This window comes from Streptomyces sp. KR80 (assembly GCF_052245555.1).
Lineage (GTDB): Bacteria > Actinomycetota > Actinomycetes > Streptomycetales > Streptomycetaceae > Streptomyces.
This window is the reverse complement of record NZ_JBQQCD010000007.1, coordinates 37,657-53,940: the sequence shown is the minus strand read 5'-3', so window position 1 is coordinate 53,940 and position 16,284 is coordinate 37,657. Positions and strand designations below refer to the sequence as shown.

Annotated in this window: 19 protein-coding genes; 4 read left to right on the top strand and 15 right to left on the bottom strand. The window is 68.4% G+C overall.

The window, feature by feature from the left end:
• Positions 1 to 127: 127 nt before the first annotated feature.
• Together coaA and ACTWQI_RS12855 are read left to right on the top strand one after the other, a co-directional pair.
• Complete coding sequence (gene coaA / locus ACTWQI_RS12860; protein ID WP_443270022.1) at positions 128 to 1,147, top strand: type I pantothenate kinase; 1,020 nt, start codon at positions 128 to 130, stop codon at positions 1,145 to 1,147.
• A 20-nt stretch (positions 1,148 to 1,167) separates the two neighbouring features.
• On the top strand, positions 1,168 to 2,136 hold the full coding sequence (locus ACTWQI_RS12855) for a DUF389 domain-containing protein (protein WP_443270021.1): 969 nt from the start codon (positions 1,168 to 1,170) through the stop codon (positions 2,134 to 2,136).
• 119 nt (positions 2,137 to 2,255) lie between these two features.
• Here the strand turns inward: ACTWQI_RS12855 and glmM are convergent, their stop codons facing one another.
• The 3 genes from glmM to rplM all read right to left on the bottom strand — a co-directional run bounded on the left by glmM (position 2,256) and on the right by rplM (position 4,767).
• On the bottom strand, positions 2,256 to 3,614 hold the full coding sequence (gene glmM, locus ACTWQI_RS12850) for a phosphoglucosamine mutase (protein ID WP_443270020.1): 1,359 nt from the start codon (positions 3,612 to 3,614) through the stop codon (positions 2,256 to 2,258).
• Between the two features lie 175 nt (positions 3,615 to 3,789).
• Complete coding sequence (rpsI, locus tag ACTWQI_RS12845) at positions 3,790 to 4,287, bottom strand: 30S ribosomal protein S9 (protein ID WP_443270019.1); 498 nt, start codon at positions 4,285 to 4,287, stop codon at positions 3,790 to 3,792.
• A 36-nt stretch (positions 4,288 to 4,323) separates the two neighbouring features.
• The gene (gene rplM / locus ACTWQI_RS12840) at positions 4,324 to 4,767 is read right to left on the bottom strand and encodes a 50S ribosomal protein L13 (protein WP_443270017.1); all 444 of its coding nucleotides are present in this window, start codon (positions 4,765 to 4,767) and stop codon (positions 4,324 to 4,326) included.
• A 603-nt stretch (positions 4,768 to 5,370) separates the two neighbouring features.
• Between rplM and ACTWQI_RS12835 the strand changes: the two genes are divergently transcribed.
• Positions 5,371 to 6,144, top strand: a complete 774-nt coding sequence (locus ACTWQI_RS12835) for a hypothetical protein (RefSeq protein WP_443270015.1) — start codon at positions 5,371 to 5,373, stop codon at positions 6,142 to 6,144.
• A gap of 70 nt (positions 6,145 to 6,214) precedes the next feature.
• Here ACTWQI_RS12835 and ACTWQI_RS12830 read toward each other — a convergent pair whose 3' ends face one another.
• The gene (locus ACTWQI_RS12830; protein WP_443270013.1) at positions 6,215 to 6,586 is read right to left on the bottom strand and encodes a hypothetical protein; all 372 of its coding nucleotides are present in this window, start codon (positions 6,584 to 6,586) and stop codon (positions 6,215 to 6,217) included.
• A 378-nt stretch (positions 6,587 to 6,964) separates the two neighbouring features.
• On the opposite strand from ACTWQI_RS12830, the gene ACTWQI_RS12825 reads away from it, so the two are divergent.
• Positions 6,965 to 7,945 carry a hypothetical protein gene (locus tag ACTWQI_RS12825; protein ID WP_443270012.1) on the top strand — a complete coding sequence of 327 codons (981 nt, stop codon included), beginning with the start codon at positions 6,965 to 6,967 and terminating at the stop codon, positions 7,943 to 7,945.
• 79 nt (positions 7,946 to 8,024) lie between these two features.
• On the opposite strand, the gene truA is transcribed toward ACTWQI_RS12825, so the two are convergent.
• The 11 genes from truA to secY form a co-directional block, all read right to left on the bottom strand.
• The gene (gene truA / locus ACTWQI_RS12820) at positions 8,025 to 8,924 is read right to left on the bottom strand and encodes a tRNA pseudouridine(38-40) synthase TruA (protein WP_443270011.1); all 900 of its coding nucleotides are present in this window, start codon (positions 8,922 to 8,924) and stop codon (positions 8,025 to 8,027) included.
• Between the two features lie 89 nt (positions 8,925 to 9,013).
• Complete coding sequence (gene rplQ, locus ACTWQI_RS12815) at positions 9,014 to 9,544, bottom strand: 50S ribosomal protein L17 (protein ID WP_443270009.1); 531 nt, start codon at positions 9,542 to 9,544, stop codon at positions 9,014 to 9,016.
• A 251-nt stretch (positions 9,545 to 9,795) separates the two neighbouring features.
• Entirely contained in the window at positions 9,796 to 10,818 is a 1,023-nt protein-coding gene (locus ACTWQI_RS12810; RefSeq protein ID WP_443270007.1) for a DNA-directed RNA polymerase subunit alpha, read from the bottom strand.
• 139 nt (positions 10,819 to 10,957) lie between these two features.
• On the bottom strand, positions 10,958 to 11,584 hold the full coding sequence (gene rpsD / locus ACTWQI_RS12805; protein ID WP_443270005.1) for a 30S ribosomal protein S4: 627 nt from the start codon (positions 11,582 to 11,584) through the stop codon (positions 10,958 to 10,960).
• A 28-nt stretch (positions 11,585 to 11,612) separates the two neighbouring features.
• Positions 11,613 to 12,017, bottom strand: a complete 405-nt coding sequence (gene rpsK / locus ACTWQI_RS12800) for a 30S ribosomal protein S11 (RefSeq protein WP_009715860.1) — start codon at positions 12,015 to 12,017, stop codon at positions 11,613 to 11,615.
• A 69-nt stretch (positions 12,018 to 12,086) separates the two neighbouring features.
• On the bottom strand, positions 12,087 to 12,467 hold the full coding sequence (gene rpsM, locus ACTWQI_RS12795) for a 30S ribosomal protein S13 (RefSeq protein ID WP_443270003.1): 381 nt from the start codon (positions 12,465 to 12,467) through the stop codon (positions 12,087 to 12,089).
• A gap of 191 nt (positions 12,468 to 12,658) precedes the next feature.
• Positions 12,659 to 12,772 (bottom strand): 50S ribosomal protein L36, encoded by a 114-nt coding sequence (gene rpmJ / locus ACTWQI_RS12790; RefSeq protein WP_003956441.1) that lies wholly within the window; start codon positions 12,770 to 12,772, stop codon positions 12,659 to 12,661.
• 60 nt (positions 12,773 to 12,832) lie between these two features.
• On the bottom strand, positions 12,833 to 13,054 hold the full coding sequence (infA, locus tag ACTWQI_RS12785; RefSeq protein WP_003956442.1) for a translation initiation factor IF-1: 222 nt from the start codon (positions 13,052 to 13,054) through the stop codon (positions 12,833 to 12,835).
• A gap of 140 nt (positions 13,055 to 13,194) precedes the next feature.
• On the bottom strand, positions 13,195 to 14,031 hold the full coding sequence (gene map, locus ACTWQI_RS12780) for a type I methionyl aminopeptidase (RefSeq protein WP_443270000.1): 837 nt from the start codon (positions 14,029 to 14,031) through the stop codon (positions 13,195 to 13,197).
• A gap of 161 nt (positions 14,032 to 14,192) precedes the next feature.
• Positions 14,193 to 14,849, bottom strand: a complete 657-nt coding sequence (locus tag ACTWQI_RS12775) for an adenylate kinase (RefSeq protein ID WP_443269997.1) — start codon at positions 14,847 to 14,849, stop codon at positions 14,193 to 14,195.
• Entirely contained in the window at positions 14,849 to 16,165 is a 1,317-nt protein-coding gene (gene secY / locus ACTWQI_RS12770; protein ID WP_443269995.1) for a preprotein translocase subunit SecY, read from the bottom strand. Before secY ends, ACTWQI_RS12775 begins: the two co-directional genes overlap by 1 nt.
• Positions 16,166 to 16,284: the final 119 nt, after the last annotated feature.

Sequence of the window (16,284 nt, the reverse complement as noted above, 5' to 3'; positions counted from 1 at the left end):
CCTTCCCACAACTGTGAGGTATGCCACTGACATTCCGCTCGCCTATGGACAAGGGCGACCTCCACGAGCGACGGGAGTGAGCGACGCCACGCCCCGCGCCGCCCCCCGAGAGCCGACAATTGGGCCCGTGATCCCCTCACCAGTGGCCTGTCCCGAGCGCGGCACCACCCGGCGCAGCGGCACCCAGCGGCGGGCCGAGACGAGCCCGTACGTGGACCTCACCCGCGCCGAGTGGAGCGCCCTGCGGGAGCGGACCCCGCTGCCGCTGACCGCCCAGGAGGTGGAGCGGCTGCGCGGGCTCGGCGACGTCATCGACCTCGACGAGGTGCGCGACGTCTACCTCCCGCTGTCCCGGCTGCTCAACCTCTACGTCGGCGCCAGCAGCAGTCTGCGCGGCGCGCTCAATACCTTCCTGGGCGACGGTGCGGGCGGCCACGGCTCACAGCCCGGCACCCCCTTCGTCATCGGCGTCGCCGGCAGCGTCGCCGTCGGCAAGTCGACGACGGCCCGCCTCCTCCAGGCCCTGCTGGCCCGGTGGCCCGAGCACCCGCGCGTGGAGCTGGTCACGACCGACGGCTTCCTGCTCCCCAACGCCGAGCTGCACCGGCGCGGGCTGATGTCCCGCAAGGGCTTCCCCGAGTCCTACGACCGGCGGGCCCTGACCCGCTTCGTCGCCGACGTGAAGTCCGGCAAGGACGAAGTGTCGGCGCCCGTCTACTCGCACCTCATCTACGACATCGTGCCCGGCGAGCGGCTGACCGTCCGCCGCCCGGACATCCTCATCGTTGAGGGGCTCAACGTCCTGCAGCCCGCCCTCCCGGGCAAGGACGGCCGTACGCGGCTCGGCCTCGCCGACTTCTTCGACTTCAGCGTGTATGTGGACGCCCGTACCGAGGACATCGAACGCTGGTACCTCGGCCGGTTCCGCAAGTTGCGCGAGACTGCCTTCCAGAACCCCTTCTCGTACTTCCGCAAGTACACCCAGGTCTCCGAGGATGAGGCGCTGGACTACGCCCGGATGATCTGGCGCACCGTCAACCGGCCGAACCTGGAGCAGAACGTGGCACCAACCCGTGGCCGGGCCACGCTGGTCCTGCGCAAGGGCCCGGACCACATGGTCCAGCGGCTCAGTCTTCGCAAGCTCTAGCGAACCGCTACCGTGCACCCATGCTCCATTTGCGGATGATCGTCCCAGCGGACCGCACCGGCCAGGTGGTGTCGCTCCTGGAGAAGACGGTGGGGACCACGCACCTCGCGGTGCTGCCCGGGGCGGCCCGTGACCCCGAGGGCGACGTCGTGCTGTGCGACGTGGCGCGCGAGGCCGCCGACGAGCTGCTGGGCGAGCTGAGCAGACTCGGCCTCGAGGAGGACGGCTGCGTCGCCGTCGAGGACATCGCGCTGACGCTGTCGAAGCGGGCCGACAAGGCGGAGGAGGAGGCCCCCGGCGAGGGAGCCGACGCCGTCCTGTGGGAGCACCTCACGGACGCCACGCACGAGGAGTCGACGCTCTCGGTCACGTATCTGGCGTTCCTCTCCGTCGCGACGATGATCGCCGCCTGCGGTGTGGTGCTCGACAACGCGATCCTGATCGTCGGCGCGATGGCCGTCGGACCGGAGTTCGGTCCACTCGCCGGCATCTGCACGGCCCTGGTGCAGCGAGCGCCCCGGCTCGCTGCACGGTCGCTGATCGCGCTGCTCGTCGGATTCGCCGCAGCCATGGTGCTGACCGTCGGCTTCAGCCTGATCATGGACGTCTTCGGACTGTTCACCGAGGCCAAACTGGAAAGACCGCGCCCGAACACGGACTTCATCTGGAACCCCGACCCATTCTCCTTCGTGGTAGCGGTGCTCGCCGGAATCGCCGGCACGCTCTCCCTCACGTCCGCGAAGTCCGGGGCGCTGGTGGGCGTGGCCATCTCCGTGACCACCGTTCCGGCCGCCGCCAACGCCGCCGTGGCGGTGAGCTACCACGACTACGCCAAGGCGTGGGGCTCCAGCGAGCAGCTGCTGCTCAACCTCGTCGGGATCATCACCGCGGGCACACTCACGCTGCTCACCCAGAAGTACCTCTGGGCGAAGCAGCGCGAGCGCACGCTCCGAGCGAGTGAGGCCGGGAGGCTGGGGCCCGCGGGCTGAGGCGCTGTCGCCGCAGGGGCTCACACTCGTGGGCCCGCAGGGCCCGTAAATATGCGTTCCTGAAACCCCGCCCCGGAGGCCCTGGCCCCCCGCCCCGGCAGACCAGCCCGGCGGCCCGCTCAGCCGAGCGCGGACTTCACCACGTCGGCCAGCCGCGCCGCCACCGACCGCGCCTGATCGCTGTCCGCGGCCTCGACCATCACCCGTACCAGCGGCTCCGTGCCGGACTGGCGCAGCAGTACCCGCCCGGTGGTGCCCAGCTCGCGCTCCGCGTCGGCCACCGCGGCCGCCAGCTCCGCCGACGTGCCGACCTGCGACTTGTCCACGTCCGGAACGTTGATCAGCACCTGCGGCAGCCGCTCCATGACGCTCGCCAGCTCGGCCAGGCTGCGTCCGGTGGCCGCCATCCGCGCGGCCAGCATCAGGCCGGTCAGCGTGCCGTCACCGGTCGTCGCGTGATCCAGGACGATCACATGGCCGGACTGCTCGCCGCCGAGCGCGTAGCCCTCGCTCTTCATCGACTCCAGGACGTACCGGTCGCCGACCGCCGTCTGCACCAGCTCGACGCCCTCGCGCTCCATCGCCAGCTTGAAGCCGAGATTCGACATCACCGTGGTCACGACGGTGTTCTTCCGCAAGGTGCCGGTCTCGCGCATCGCCAGCGCCAGCACCGCCAGGATCTGGTCGCCGTCGACCTCGTTCCCCGACGCGTCGACCGCCAGGCAGCGGTCCGCGTCCCCGTCGTGTGCGACGCCCAGGTCCGCGCCGTGCTCGACGACCGCGGCCTTCAGGAGGTCGAGGTGGGTGGAGCCGCAGCCGTCGTTGATGTTGAGGCCGTCGGGGTCGGCACCGATGGTGACGACCTCGGCACCGGCCCGCGCGAAGGCCTCCGGCGAGACCCGGGAGGCCGCGCCGTGCGCCTCGTCGAGGACGATCTTCAGGCCGTCGAGCCGGTTCGGCAGGACGCCGACGAGGTGGGCGACGTAGTTGTCGAAGCCCTCGCCGTACGTCCGTACGCGTCCCACGCCCGCACCCGTCGGGCGGTCCCACGGCTCGCCCGCCTTGTGCTCTTCGTAGACCGCCTCGATGCGGTCCTCCAGCTCGTCCGCGAGCTTGTGCCCGCCGCGGGCGAAGAACTTGATCCCGTTGTCCGGCATCGGGTTGTGGCTGGCGGACAGCATCACGCCGAGGTCGGCACCGAGCGCTCCGGTGAGATACGCAACCGCCGGGGTGGGCAGCACACCGACGCGCAACACGTCCACGCCCGCGCTCGCGAGGCCCGCCACGACGGCGGCCTCCAGGAACTCTCCGGACGCGCGCGGATCACGCCCCACCACCGCCGTCGGCCGATGGCCTTCGAACGTGCCCGCCTCGGCGAGCACATGCGCCGCCGCGACCGACAGGCCGAGCGCGAGCTCCGCCGTCAGGTCGGCATTGGCGACGCCGCGCACACCGTCCGTGCCGAAGAGTCGTCCCACTGGTGTCCTCCGAGTTGCTTCGAGATTGCCAGCCCTTGAGCTTCTTGTGACCGCTATACGTGATCTGTATACGTGATCTTTATAAGCCCTGGCTGTCCATAGACGAACGCCCCGGCAGCACGGGTGTGCCGCCGGGGCGGTCTATCGAACGCGAACGCGTACGCGATGCGGTCGATCAGCGCTTGCTGTACTGCGGCGCCTTACGGGCCTTCTTCAGACCCGCCTTCTTGCGCTCGGTGGCGCGGTCGTCGCGGGTCAGGAAGCCGGCCTTCTTCAGCGGGGCGCGGTTGTTGTCCACGTCCGCCTCGTTCAGCGCACGGGCGATGCCCAGGCGCAGGGCACCGGCCTGGCCCGACACGCCGCCGCCGGCGATACGGGCGATCACGTCGTAGCGGTCGTCCAGCTCGAGCACCTTGAAGGGCTCGTTGACTTCCTGCTGGTGCACCTTGTTGGGGAAGTACTCCTCCAGGGTGCGACCGTTGATCTTCCACTGGCCGCTGCCCGGCACGATGCGGACCCGGGCCACGGCGTTCTTGCGGCGCCCGGTGCCGGCGGCCGGCTGCGGCTCGCCGAAGCGGGAGGCGAGCGACTCGGAGGTGTACTCCGACTCGGCGCTCTCGGTGGTGTACTCCTCGACGTCCTCGATGGGGGTCTCAGCGGTGGTCTCGGCCACGATTCTCCTCAGATTCTCTTCGTCTTAGTGGCCGGACTACTGCGCGACCTGGGTGATCTCGAACGGAACCGGCTGCTGAGCGGCGTGCGGGTGCTCGGCGCCGCGGTAGACCTTCAGCTTCGAGAGCATCTGGCGGCCCAGGGTGTTCTTGGGAAGCATGCCCTTGATGGCCTTCTCGATGGCCTTCTCGGGGTTCTTGTCCAGCAGCTCGTCGTAGCGGACGGACCGCAGACCACCCGGGTAGCCGGAGTGGCGGTAGGCCAGCTTCTGGGTCCGCTTGTTGCCGGAGAGGTGCACCTTGTCGGCGTTGATGATGATGACGAAGTCACCAGTGTCGACATGCGGCGCGTACACCGGCTTGTGCTTGCCCCGGAGAAGGGTGGCGGCCTGGGAGGCCAGACGGCCCAGAACAACGTCGGTGGCATCGATGACGTGCCACTGACGCGTCACGTCGCCGGGCTTAGGGCTGTACGTACGCACGGTCGTAGCCTTCGCTTCTTCAGTGATGGGTCTCCCCAAGCCCGCAAGGGCATAGGGGACGGTCCTGACAAGGCCACCCGGACGATCACGACAGCCTTTGAGGCACACGGGGACGCAACCCGTATGCCTGTCGCTGGTCATCGGCCCGGTGGACCGGCGTAGCGGCCTCTCACGTGAGAACGAGCAAGCCAATACGCATAACGAACTGGCAGAATACCGGCCTGGGCCCGGACGGGTCAAAACAGGCCCCGAATGGATGCGTCACGCCGCCGCCACGCACCGTTCCGGGTGACGCCTCGCTTCCCGGGGCCGTGCGAGGGCGGCTGTCGAGCGCGGCCACCGCTCCCAGCCACCGCCGGGCCCTTCCGGGCCTCCGCAGGGGCCCTCCCCGACGTGGAACGGCCCGTCGGCCGGAGCACCCGCCCGTGCGGAAGGACGTACTCCAGGTGTATCGCCTCGACATGTCCGACGCCCGGAATCTCAAGGGCCGACCGCCCGCAGACCAACCGCTTCGCGTTCCGTAAGATGCCCGCCATGAGCTTTGGGCAAGGGGGGCCTTTCGGCCCGGAGGGATCGAATCCTTCGACGCCGGACTGGGGCGCGATGGCGGACCGTACCGCCGCCCGCAACCGGCGCCGCCGGATGTGGCTGATCGCCGGCGGGGCGGTGGCGACCGCGGGGGTGGCGGCGGTCGTCGCGGCGGCGGTGGTCAACGCCAACACCTCGGACGACGATCCACAGTCGCTGCCGTCCGCCGAGAGCCTGCCGGCCGAACCGCAGCAGCCCGACCCCACGTTCTCCGACGTCTCCGTGCCGCCCCCGCCCGACCCGCGGGAGTTCATCTCCAGCAAGGAGAAGGACACCGCGCCGCTGAGCGCGGCCAAGCTCTTCCCGAACAAGAAGCTGACCAAACCGGGCCGTACGTACGTCCGCACCAACACCGCCCGCACCACCAGCTGTTCGTCCGCCGCCGCGAGCACCCTGTCCTCCGCGCTCGCGAGCAACGGCTGCAACCAGGTCTTCCGGGCCACCTACGCAGGCGGCGACGTGGCCGTCACCATCGGTGTGGCTGTCTTCGACAGCAAGGCCCAGGCCGACAAGGCCAAGAACACGGCCCAGTACATCCGGCCCCTCAACGGCGGTGGCATCGCGGACTTCTGTCGTGCCGTCACCTGCCGCATGACCGCCAACTCGATCGGCCGGTACGCCTACTTCACCATCTCCGGGCTGAAGAGCAACAAGCCCATCACCGCGAGCGACACCGAGGCCAAGCAGGCCGCCGCCGACGTGGCACGCGCCACCTTCGATCGCATCTACGAGCGCGGCCGCGCCGCGGCCAACGCCGCCGTCGCCACCGCCTCCCCCAACGCGAACTGAGCCCGCCGGAGGGCGGGCATGGCGGAGGGACCGGATCCCGTGCTTGATCCGGGCCCTTCGCCATGCCCGGCTACGCCCTGTCGGTGTAGCTGGTGATGTACTTCCGGGTGCTGTGGTCGCTGAGCTTCCGGTACGAGAAGACCGTAAACTGCAGCTTGTGTCCGTTCTTGAAGGACATGTTGCAGGTCTTGACCTTGCCCTTGCCCTTCACGGCGCAGTCGTCGTACGTCGGGTTCTTCGCGGACGTGTCCTCGACGATGACGTAGATGCCGGTCCTGCCGGCCTTCGTGTCGTAGACCTTGAGGATCTCGCCCTTGGACTGGAACCAGGCCTTGCCGCCCCGGAACTTGTAGGCGCTCGACGCCGACGCCGTCCCCGATCCCAGCGACAGCGCCAGACCGGCTGCCACAACCGCTGCCACGGCAGCCTGACGGAACTTCACGCTCACACATCCCCCTGATCAGAACGATTGCTGGTCATGCGCCGATCGGCGCGACCGGAAAGCTACCACTCTTGATCACCTTTGCACGAACGGCAGCGCTGACAGCAGTCGTGGGGCGGGCGGCCGCATCGTCGCCCGCGGCCCGGCCCGGGCCGTTGACGAGCTGGTCATCCAGGACCGTACAACCCTTTCGCCGATACCGATTCGTCGCCGAAAAGACCCCGATGTCTGCGCGTGATTCGCTACAGTCCCCGCCATTGATCGAATACGAGTACGGGGGTTGCTGTGGCGGACAACGTGGGGTGGGGCGGTCCTGGGCCGACGAACGGGCCCGGGCCGGGCGTATGGGGCGGGCCGCCGCCCGCACCCGAACCAGGCGTGATCCCGCTCCGCCCGCTGTCCCTCGGCGATCTGCTGAACGGCGCCTTCAGCGTCCTGGGCCGCTACTGGGCACCGGTCTTCGGCTTCACCGCCGCCATCCTCGGCCTCCTCGCCCTGGTGGTCGCGGCGGTCGGCGCGGCCGCGTACGCCAGTGTCGCCGACACCCTGAGCGTCGTCCTGGACCCGCTCACCCCATCGGCCGACCCGGTCGAGCCCAGCCGTTCCCAACTCATCGCGGTTCTCACGGCGTTCGGCGTCGTTCTGCCGGTCTGGGCGCTGGCCGGGCTGCTGGCGATGTCCGCGCTCCAGGCCGCGTACCCCGCCATCGTGTCCCAGGCGGTGCTTGGCCGGCCCATCACGATCGGTGAGACCTGGCGGCAAGCACGTCCGAGGCTGTTGTCGGTGCTGGGCGCGCAGCTGCTGACCGGCCTGTTCCTCGCCCCGGTGATGCTGCTGATGGTCCTCCCCGTGATGCTGATGCCTGTTGTGGCCGAGCCGCTCATCGCGATGGTCACGATCATGGCCATCTTCTTCCTGACCGTCCCCCTCGGGATGTTCGTGTACATACGGCTCTCCCTGGCACCGACGGCCGCGGCGCTCGAGAAGCAGTCACCGGTGGCCGCACTGCGCCGCTCCTGGGGACTGGTCGCGGGCTCGTGGTGGCGGGTGTTCGGCATCACGGTGCTGGCCAGCCTGATCGCCTCGGCGGTTTCCCAATTCGTGCAGATGCCGTTCGCCATGGCCGGCATGTTCTCCGTGCCCTTGGCCGACGTCGGACCTGAGGGGCCGAGCTTCGCCGTCTTGGGCGGCGTCATGGGCCTCGCCCTTCTGGGCGCCCTGCTCGGCACGGCGCTCACCATCCCGTTCGGCCACATCGTCACGGCCCTGCTCTACGTGGACCTGCGCATCCGCCGCGAAAGCCTGGACCTCTCCCTGGCCGCTGCCGCGGGCCTCCCCCCGCACCGCCCCGCGCCCTGACACCGTCCGCACCGGGAACCCGGCAGTGCCCGAACTCCATCTCAGTCCGGGCTGAGTCGACCTCGGAGGGGCCGGCCCCTCAGCAGCAGCCGCCCGCTCCGGCCCGGACTCCCGCACCGGCCGCCGCACTCGGCAGCGACCGCTTGTTGCGGGCCGCGCGATTGCGGGCCGCGAGCTGGTCGTCCGGCGGGTAGCCGACCTCCTCGAGCGTCAGGCCGTGCGGCCGTACGACGTTGACCGCCGAGTGGCGGACGCGGCCGGCGAGGACCGCCCGCGGGAAGTCGACCGGGCGGTGGCCGTCGCCGACCAGGAGCAGCGCGCCCACCAGGGCGCGGACCATGTTGTGGCAGAAGGCGTCGGCACGAACGGTCGCGACCGCCAGGCCGGCGTCCGCCTGCCCCTGGTCCGGTCGCTCCCAGTGCAGATCGAGCAGCTTGCGGATCGTCGTCGCGCCCTCGCGCTTCTTGCAGTAGGCGGCGAAGTCGTGCTCGCCGAGCAGCCGCTTCGCGGCCTGGTTCATCAGGTCGACGTCGAGCGGCCAGTCGTGCCACAGGACGTGGCCGCGGCGCAGCGGGTCGACGCCGCCGCGGTGGTCGCCGACCCGGTACGCGTACCGCCGCCAGATCGCGGAGAACCGCGCGTTGAAGCCCGTCGGGGCCTCGCTGATCCGCCACACCCGGACATCGTGCGGAAGTCGGCCCGCGAGTCGCCGCAGAAGCTTGTCCGCATGCGCGCCCCAGACGTCCTCGGGCAGGTCGACGTGCGCGACCTGCCCGCGGGCGTGCACACCCGCGTCCGTACGTCCGGCCACGGTCAGCTCCACCGGGTCCGGCAGTCTCATCACCGTCTGCAGCGCGCTCTCCAGCTCGCCCTGGACCGTACGGCGCTCCCGCTGCCGGGCCCAGCCGGAGAAGTCCCTCCCGTCGTACGAAAGGTCCAGCCGCACCCGTACGTGACCGGGCTCCACGTCGTCACTCACCAGAAGATCCTCTCAAGCGGCAAGCGGAACGGGCCCGCCCCCAGCAGCCTGGGGGCGGGCCCGTCCCTACGTACCACGCTCTGCGAGCGTCAGGCGTCCTTGGACTCGGACTCCTCGGCCGGGGCCTCGGCGGCCTCGTCCTTCGCCTCGGCCTCGGCGGCCGCGTCCTTCTTCAGGTCCGCGACAGCCTGGTCACCGGCAGCCTCCTTGGCGGAGCGCTTGGTGGCGGCCTCGGCCTCACCCACCGCCTCCTGCTGCACGGTCAGGGCCTCGACCAGCTCGATGACCGCCATGGGGGCGTTGTCGCCCCGACGGTTGCCGATCTTGGTGATCCGGGTGTAGCCACCCGGACGGTTCTCGTAGCGCGGGCCGATCTCCGTGAAGAGGGTGTGGACGACACCCTTGTCGCGGATCGTCTGGAGCACCAGACGGCGGTTGTGAAGGTCGCCCTTCTTCGCCTTGGTGATCAGACGCTCGGCCACCGGACGCAGGCGGCGGGCCTTGGCCTCGGTGGTCGTGATGCGGCCGTGCTCGAACAGCGCGGTGGCGAGGTTCGCCAGCATGAGCCGCTCGTGCGCAGCGCTGCCGCCCAGACGGGCGCCCTTGGCGGGCTTCGGCATGGTTCTTCTCCTTGATGTCTGCACCGGCCGTATCAGGTACCGGTGTCAGTTACCGGCAGGCTCTTGCCCACCGGAAGTCGTGGTCGCGCCCGGAGACGCGGCCCGCAGCCCGACCGAAGCCGGGCCCCGGAGGCGGCACACCGCCCCTGTTCCCCGGTCCCGCCGGGCCGCGAAGCGTGCCCCGGCCGGGACCGGGGGGCCGCAAGGGCGCACCGCGCCTCTGCTCCCCCAGCCCCCGCCGGGAGGCGACTTCAGTACTGCTCGGTCTCGACGAATCCCGTGTCGCCCTCGTCGTCCGCCCCGAAGGCGTCGGCGGCGGCGGTCGGGTCGAAGCCGGGCGGGCTGTCCTTGAGGGCCAGGCCCATGCCGGCCAGCTTCGCCTTGACCTCGTCGATCGACTTCGCGCCGAAGTTGCGGATGTCGAGCAGGTCGGCCTCGGAACGCGCCACGAGCTCGCCCACGGAGTGGATGCCCTCGCGCTTGAGGCAGTTGTACGACCGGACGGTGAGCTCGAGCTCCTCGATCGGCAGCGCCAGGTCAGCGGCCAGGGCGGCGTCCGTCGGGGACGGGCCCATGTCGATGCCCTCGGCGTCGATGTTGAGCTCGCGGGCCAGGCCGAACAGCTCGACCAGGGTCTTACCGGCCGACGCCATAGCGTCGCGCGGCCGCATGGCCTGCTTGGTCTCGACGTCGACGATCAGCTTGTCGAAGTCGGTGCGCTGCTCGACACGGGTCGCCTCGACCTTGTACGTGACCTTGAGCACCGGGCTGTAGATGGAGTCGACCGGGATCCGGCCGATCTCCTGGCCCACCTGCTTGTTCTGCACGGCCGAGACATAGCCGCGACCGCGCTCGACGGTCAGCTCCATCTCGAGCTTGCCCTTGCCGTTCAGGGTGGCGAGCACCAGGTCGGGGTTGTGCACCTCGACGCCGGCCGGCGGAGCGATGTCGGCAGCGGCGACCAGACCGGGGCCCTGCTTGCGCAGGTACATGACGACCGGCTCGTCGTGCTCCGAGGAGACGACCAGCTGCTTGATGTTGAGGATGAGGTCGGTGACGTCCTCCTTGACGCCCGGCACGGTGGTGAACTCGTGCAGGACGCCGTCGATCCGGATGCTGGTGACAGCAGCACCGGGGATCGAGGAGAGGAGCGTACGGCGCAGGGAGTTGCCGAGGGTGTAGCCGAAGCCCGGCTCCAGCGGCTCGATCACGAACCGGGAGCGGTATTCGTCGACGACCTCTTCGGTCAACGAGGGACGCTGAGCGATCAGCATGAGGAATTGCCTCCAGTCTTGGCACCCGCTATTTGATGCCAGCTGAGCTGCCACCGGACGGGGGTCCGGTGCCGGGTACTGCAAGGATACGGGCGGTACGACCCGACCGGGACCGTACCGCCCGCGACCGCTGAACCCTTTACTTCGAGTAGAGCTCGACGATCAGCTGCTCCTGCACCTGGGTGTCGATCACCGGGCGCTCGGGCAGCGAGTGCACGAGAATCCGCAGCTTCGACGGGATCGCCTCCAGCCAGGCCGGGACGGTCTTCTCGCCGGCCTCCGCCTGAGCCACCTGGAAGGGGGTCAGGTTACGGGAGGACTCGCGCACCTCGATGATGTCGTTCACGGCTACGCGGGCCGACGGGATGTCGGTCTTGCGGCCGTTCACGTTGATGTGGCCGTGGCGGACCAGCTGACGGGCGTGGTCCCGGGACTTGGCGAAGCCCGCCCGGTAGACCACATTGTCGAGCCGGGTCTCCAGGATGCGCAGCAGGTTCTCGCCGGTCTTGCCGGACCGCCTGTTGGCCTCCTGGAAGTAACCACGGAACTGCTTCTCAAGGACACCGTAGATACGAGCGGCCTTCTGCTTCTCACGCATCTGCAGCAGGTACTCGCTGTCCTTGGTGCGCCCGCGCCCGTGCTCACCCGGGGGGTAAGGACGGATCTCGATCGGGCACTTCGCGCTCTCGCACTTGCTCCCCTTGAGGAAGAGCTTCTGCTTCTCCCGACGGCAACGCTTGCAGTCGGCCCCGGTGTAACGCGCCATATTGTCTTCTGTCTCCTACGTCAGCGGGTCAGACTCGACGCCGCTTCGGCGGGCGGCAGCCATTGTGCGGAGTGGGCGTCACGTCCTGGATCGAACCCACCTCGAGGCCGGTGGCCTGCAGCGAGCGGATCGCGGTCTCACGGCCGGAGCCGGGACCCTTGACGAAGACGTCCACCTTGCGCATGCCGTGCTCCTGCGCGCGGCGGGCGGCCGACTCGGCGGCCATCTGCGCGGCGAAGGGGGTGGACTTGCGCGAGCCCTTGAAGCCGACGTGGCCGGCCGAGGCCCAAGAGATCACGTTCCCGGTCGGGTCGGTGATCGAGACGATCGTGTTGTTGAACGTGCTCTTGATGTGAGCGTGCCCGTGGGCGACGTTCTTCTTCTCCTTGCGGCGCACCTTCTTGGCGCCGGCCGTACGGCTCTTCGGAGGCATTCTGTGAATCTTCTCCCGTGGAGGTGGTCGGTCCTACAGCTCGGACCGCTGATGAGCGTCCGGTGAGGACTACTTCTTGCCCGGCTTCTTCTTGCCGGCGATGGCGCGACGCGGGCCCTTGCGGGTGCGGGCGTTGGTGTGAGTGCGCTGACCGTGGACCGGCAGGCCACGGCGGTGGCGCAGGCCCTGGTAGCAGCCGATCTCGACCTTGCGGCGGATGTCGGCCTGAACCTCGCGACGGAGGTCACCCTCGGTCTTGTAGTTGGCGTCCACGTACTTGTTGAGCTTGACCAGGTCCTCTTCGGCCAGGTCGCGTACGCGGGTGTCCGGGTTCACACCGGTGTTCTTCAGGGTCTCCTGGGCACGGGTGCGACCAATGCCGAAGACGTAGGTGAGGGCGACCTCCACGCGCTTCTCGCGCGGAAGGTCAACGCCTGCGAGGCGTGCCATTGATGTGGCTCCTGTTGGCTAGCGGAGGTCTTCCGCAGCACCGCTCCCGGACCGCCTGCCTCTACGAGGAGCGATTCCGGGTCCCCGGCCTCCGACCGAGGGTGTCGGCCCCCAGCTGCTGGGGGTCGGGTGACTGCGAATGTACGTAGTGCTGTGCGTCGCGCGAAGAACTGCGAGGTGCGGGTCGTGCGTCAGCCCTGGCGCTGCTTGTGGCGCAGGTTGTCGCAGATGACCATGACCCGGCCGTGGCGGCGGATCACCTTGCACTTGTCGCAGATCTTCTTGACGCTCGGCTTGACCTTCATGGGATGTGAGGTTCTCCGGGTCAGTGCCGTCACCCCACGGGAGCGGGGCGAAGGCAAGATCTACTTGTAGCGGTAGACGATCCGGCCGCGCGTCAGGTCGTACGGGGAAAGCTCCACCACGACCCGGTCATCGGGGAGGATACGGATGTAGTGCATCCGCATCTTGCCGCTGATGTGCGCGAGGACCTTGTGACCGTTCTGGAGCTCCACCTTGAACATGGCGTTCGGGAGAGACTCGATCACGGTGCCCTCAATTTCGATGGCACCTTGCTTCTTGGCCACGCTTCGCCCTTCGAATCGGCTACCTTGATCAGCGCTCATGCAGGCATGCGGACATACGAGTGCACGAGAGCCGACGCATCAGTCTACGTCAGCGCATCCGGAAAGACGAATCGAGTAAGGGTGCCCACGAGGCGAGATCGTTAACCCATGGGGTCTGGGGCAGCTGTAACACCGAGCTCGGCGAGTTTCGCCTTGCCACCGTCGACGGCGGTGAGGACCAGGGGGCCTTTCTCCGTCAGCGCGACCGAGTGCTCCCAGTGCGAGGACCAGGTCCCGTCGTCGGTCTTGACCGTCCAGTCGTCCTCGAGGACGTGGGTCTTCGGGGTGCCCAGGCTCACCATCGGCTCGATCGCGATGCAGAAGCCGGGCACCAGGCGGGGTCCGCGGCCGCGCTTGCGTTCGACGTAGTTCAGCAGGTGCGGGTCCATGTGCATCTGGGAGCCGATGCCGTGGCCGCCGTAGTCCTCGATGATTCCGTACTTGCCGGACGCCGGGCGCGGCTGTCGGCGGATGTACCCCTCGATCGCCCGGGAGATGTCGATCAGTCGGTTGCCGTTCTTCACGGCGGCGATACCGGCCCACATCGACTCCTCCGTGACCCGGCTGAGCTCGTGCAGCTGCGGAGCGTGACCGCCGCCCACGAACGCGGTGAAGGCCGCGTCGCCGTGCCAGCCGTCAACGATGGCACCGGCGTCGATGGAGATGATGTCGCCGTCCTGGAGGACGGTCTCGGTGTCCGGGATGCCGTGTACCACGACGTCGTTCACCGACGTGCAGATGGTCGCGGGGAAACCGCCGTAGCCGAGGAAGTTCGACTTGGCGCCGTGCTCGGCGAGCACCTTCCTGGCCGCGTCGTCGAGATCCTTGGTGGATGCCCCCGGGACGGCGACCGCGCGGCACGCCTCGTGGATCTTCGCCACGACCAGCCCCGCGGCACGCATCTTCGCGATCTGCTCCGGGGTCTTGATCTCCACCATCACTTGCCTTCCGCACTTCTATGACATGTCTGGTCACAACCGTACGGCCGCGATGCCTCAGCGGGCACCGCGGCCGTCTTGACTGCAACCATCAATTGAGGAACCCCGACAGCGAGCAACTACCCCCGCGAGAGCTGCGGCGGTTTAGCCGCAAGGCAGCGCTAGGCGGCCTTCTGCCGGAGCGCTTCCATCGCCCGCTGCGTGACCTCGGCGACCTTGCCGAGCGCCGAGATCGTCACGACCAGGCCCTGAGCCTTGTAGTAGTCGATGATCGGCTCGGTCTCGCGGTGGTAGACCTCGAGCCGCTTGCGGACGGTCTCCTCGCTGTCGTCCCCGCGCTGGTACAGCTCGCCGCCGCATTCGTCGCAGACGCCCTCGACCCTGGGCTTCTTGTACTCGACGTGAAAGGTGTGCGCACTGTCGCTGCGACAGGTGCGACGCCCCGCGATCCGCTTCACGACCTCGGCCTCCGGAACCTCCAGGTCGAGCACGCCGTCGAGGGCGATGCCCTTCTCGACGAGGATCTCGTCGAGCGCCTCCGCCTGGGCGAGGTTCCGCGGAAAGCCGTCCAGCAGGAAACCGTCCGCGGCGTCGGGCTTCTCGAGCCGCTCCTTCGCCATCCCGATGGTGACCTCATCCGGTACCAGCTCGCCGGCGTTCATGTACTCCTGCGCCTGCTTACCCAGGGGCGTCCCCTGGCTGATGTTCGCGCGGAAGAGGTCGCCCGTGGAGATGTGCGGGATCGAGAGGTTCTTGGCGAGGTACGCAGCCTGCGTACCCTTGCCGGCCCCAGGCGGCCCGACGAGGACGATTCGCATCAGCGGAGGAACCCTTCGTAGTTACGCTGCTGAAGCTGGCTCTCGATCTGCTTAACGGTCTCCAGACCCACACCCACGATGATCAGGATGCTCGTCCCGCCGAACGGGAAGTTCTGATTCGCTCCGAAGCCTGCCAACGCCGTCGTTGGCACAAGCGCGATCAAGCCCAGATACAGCGACCCCGGCCAGGTGATCCGGTTGAGCACGTAGCTCAGGTACTCAGCAGTGGGTCGACCAGCCCGGATGCCCGGGATGAAGCCACCATACTTCTTCATGTTGTCGGCGACTTCCTCGGGGTTGAACGAGATGGCCACGTAGAAGAAGGCGAAGAAAACGATGAGCACGAAGTACGTGACCATGTAGTACGGGTGGTCGCCCCGGACGAGATGCCGGTCGATCCAGGTGGCCCATCCCGCCTTCGATCCACTGAACTGAACGATCAAGGCCGGAATGTAGAGCAGCGACGAGGCGAAGATGACAGGAATCACACCTGCCTGATTCACCTTCAAGGGGATGTACGTGGACGTACCTCCGTAGGACCTGCGGCCGATCATGCGCTTCGCGTACTGCACCGGGATGCGGCGCTGCGCCTGCTCGACGAAGACGACCAGGCCCACCATCGCGAAGCCGACCAGCATGACCACGCCGAACTCGAGCCAGCCGTTCATGATCTTGCCCTGCTGCTTGATCGCCCAGAGCGCACCGGGGAAGCCGGCGGCGATCGAGATGAACATCAGGATCGACATACCGTTGCCGATGCCGCGGTCGGTGATCAGCTCACCGAGCCACATGATCAGCGCCGTGCCCGCAGTCATGCAGATGACCATGGTGACGGTGACGAAGATCGACTGGTCGGGAATGATCTCCCCGGCCTTCTCGCAGTTCGGGAACAACGAGCCGCTGCGGGCCGTGGCCACCAGACCGGTGCCCTGCAGGACGGCGAGCGCGACGGTCAGGTATCGGGTGTACTGCGTGATCTTGGCCTGGCCGGCCTGGCCTTCCTTCTTGAGGGCCTCAAGACGCGGAATCACCACGGTGAGCAGCTGCAGGATGATGCTCGCCGTGATGTACGGCATGATCCCCAGCGCGAAGATCGTCAGCTGCAGCAGGGCTCCACCGCTGAACATGTTGACCAGCCCGAAGAGATCACCCGCCTGTCCCTTGGTCTGGTCCACACAGAAGTTGACGGTCTGATAGTCGACCCCGGGGATCGGAATGTGCGCTCCGAAGCGGAAGAGCACGATGATGCCCAGCGTGAACAGCAGCTTCTTGCGCAGGTCGGGCGTCTTGAACGCCCGGGCGAACGCGGTGAGCACGGTGCCTCCTGCGACCCCCGCGTATCTGCGCGAGAGGTGACGGTCGAGAAATCGGCGTTTACAGGTCAGGTCAAGCAAAAGCCCCGCGGCAGACCGCGCGGCCGGGTCCCCCGGGGCCC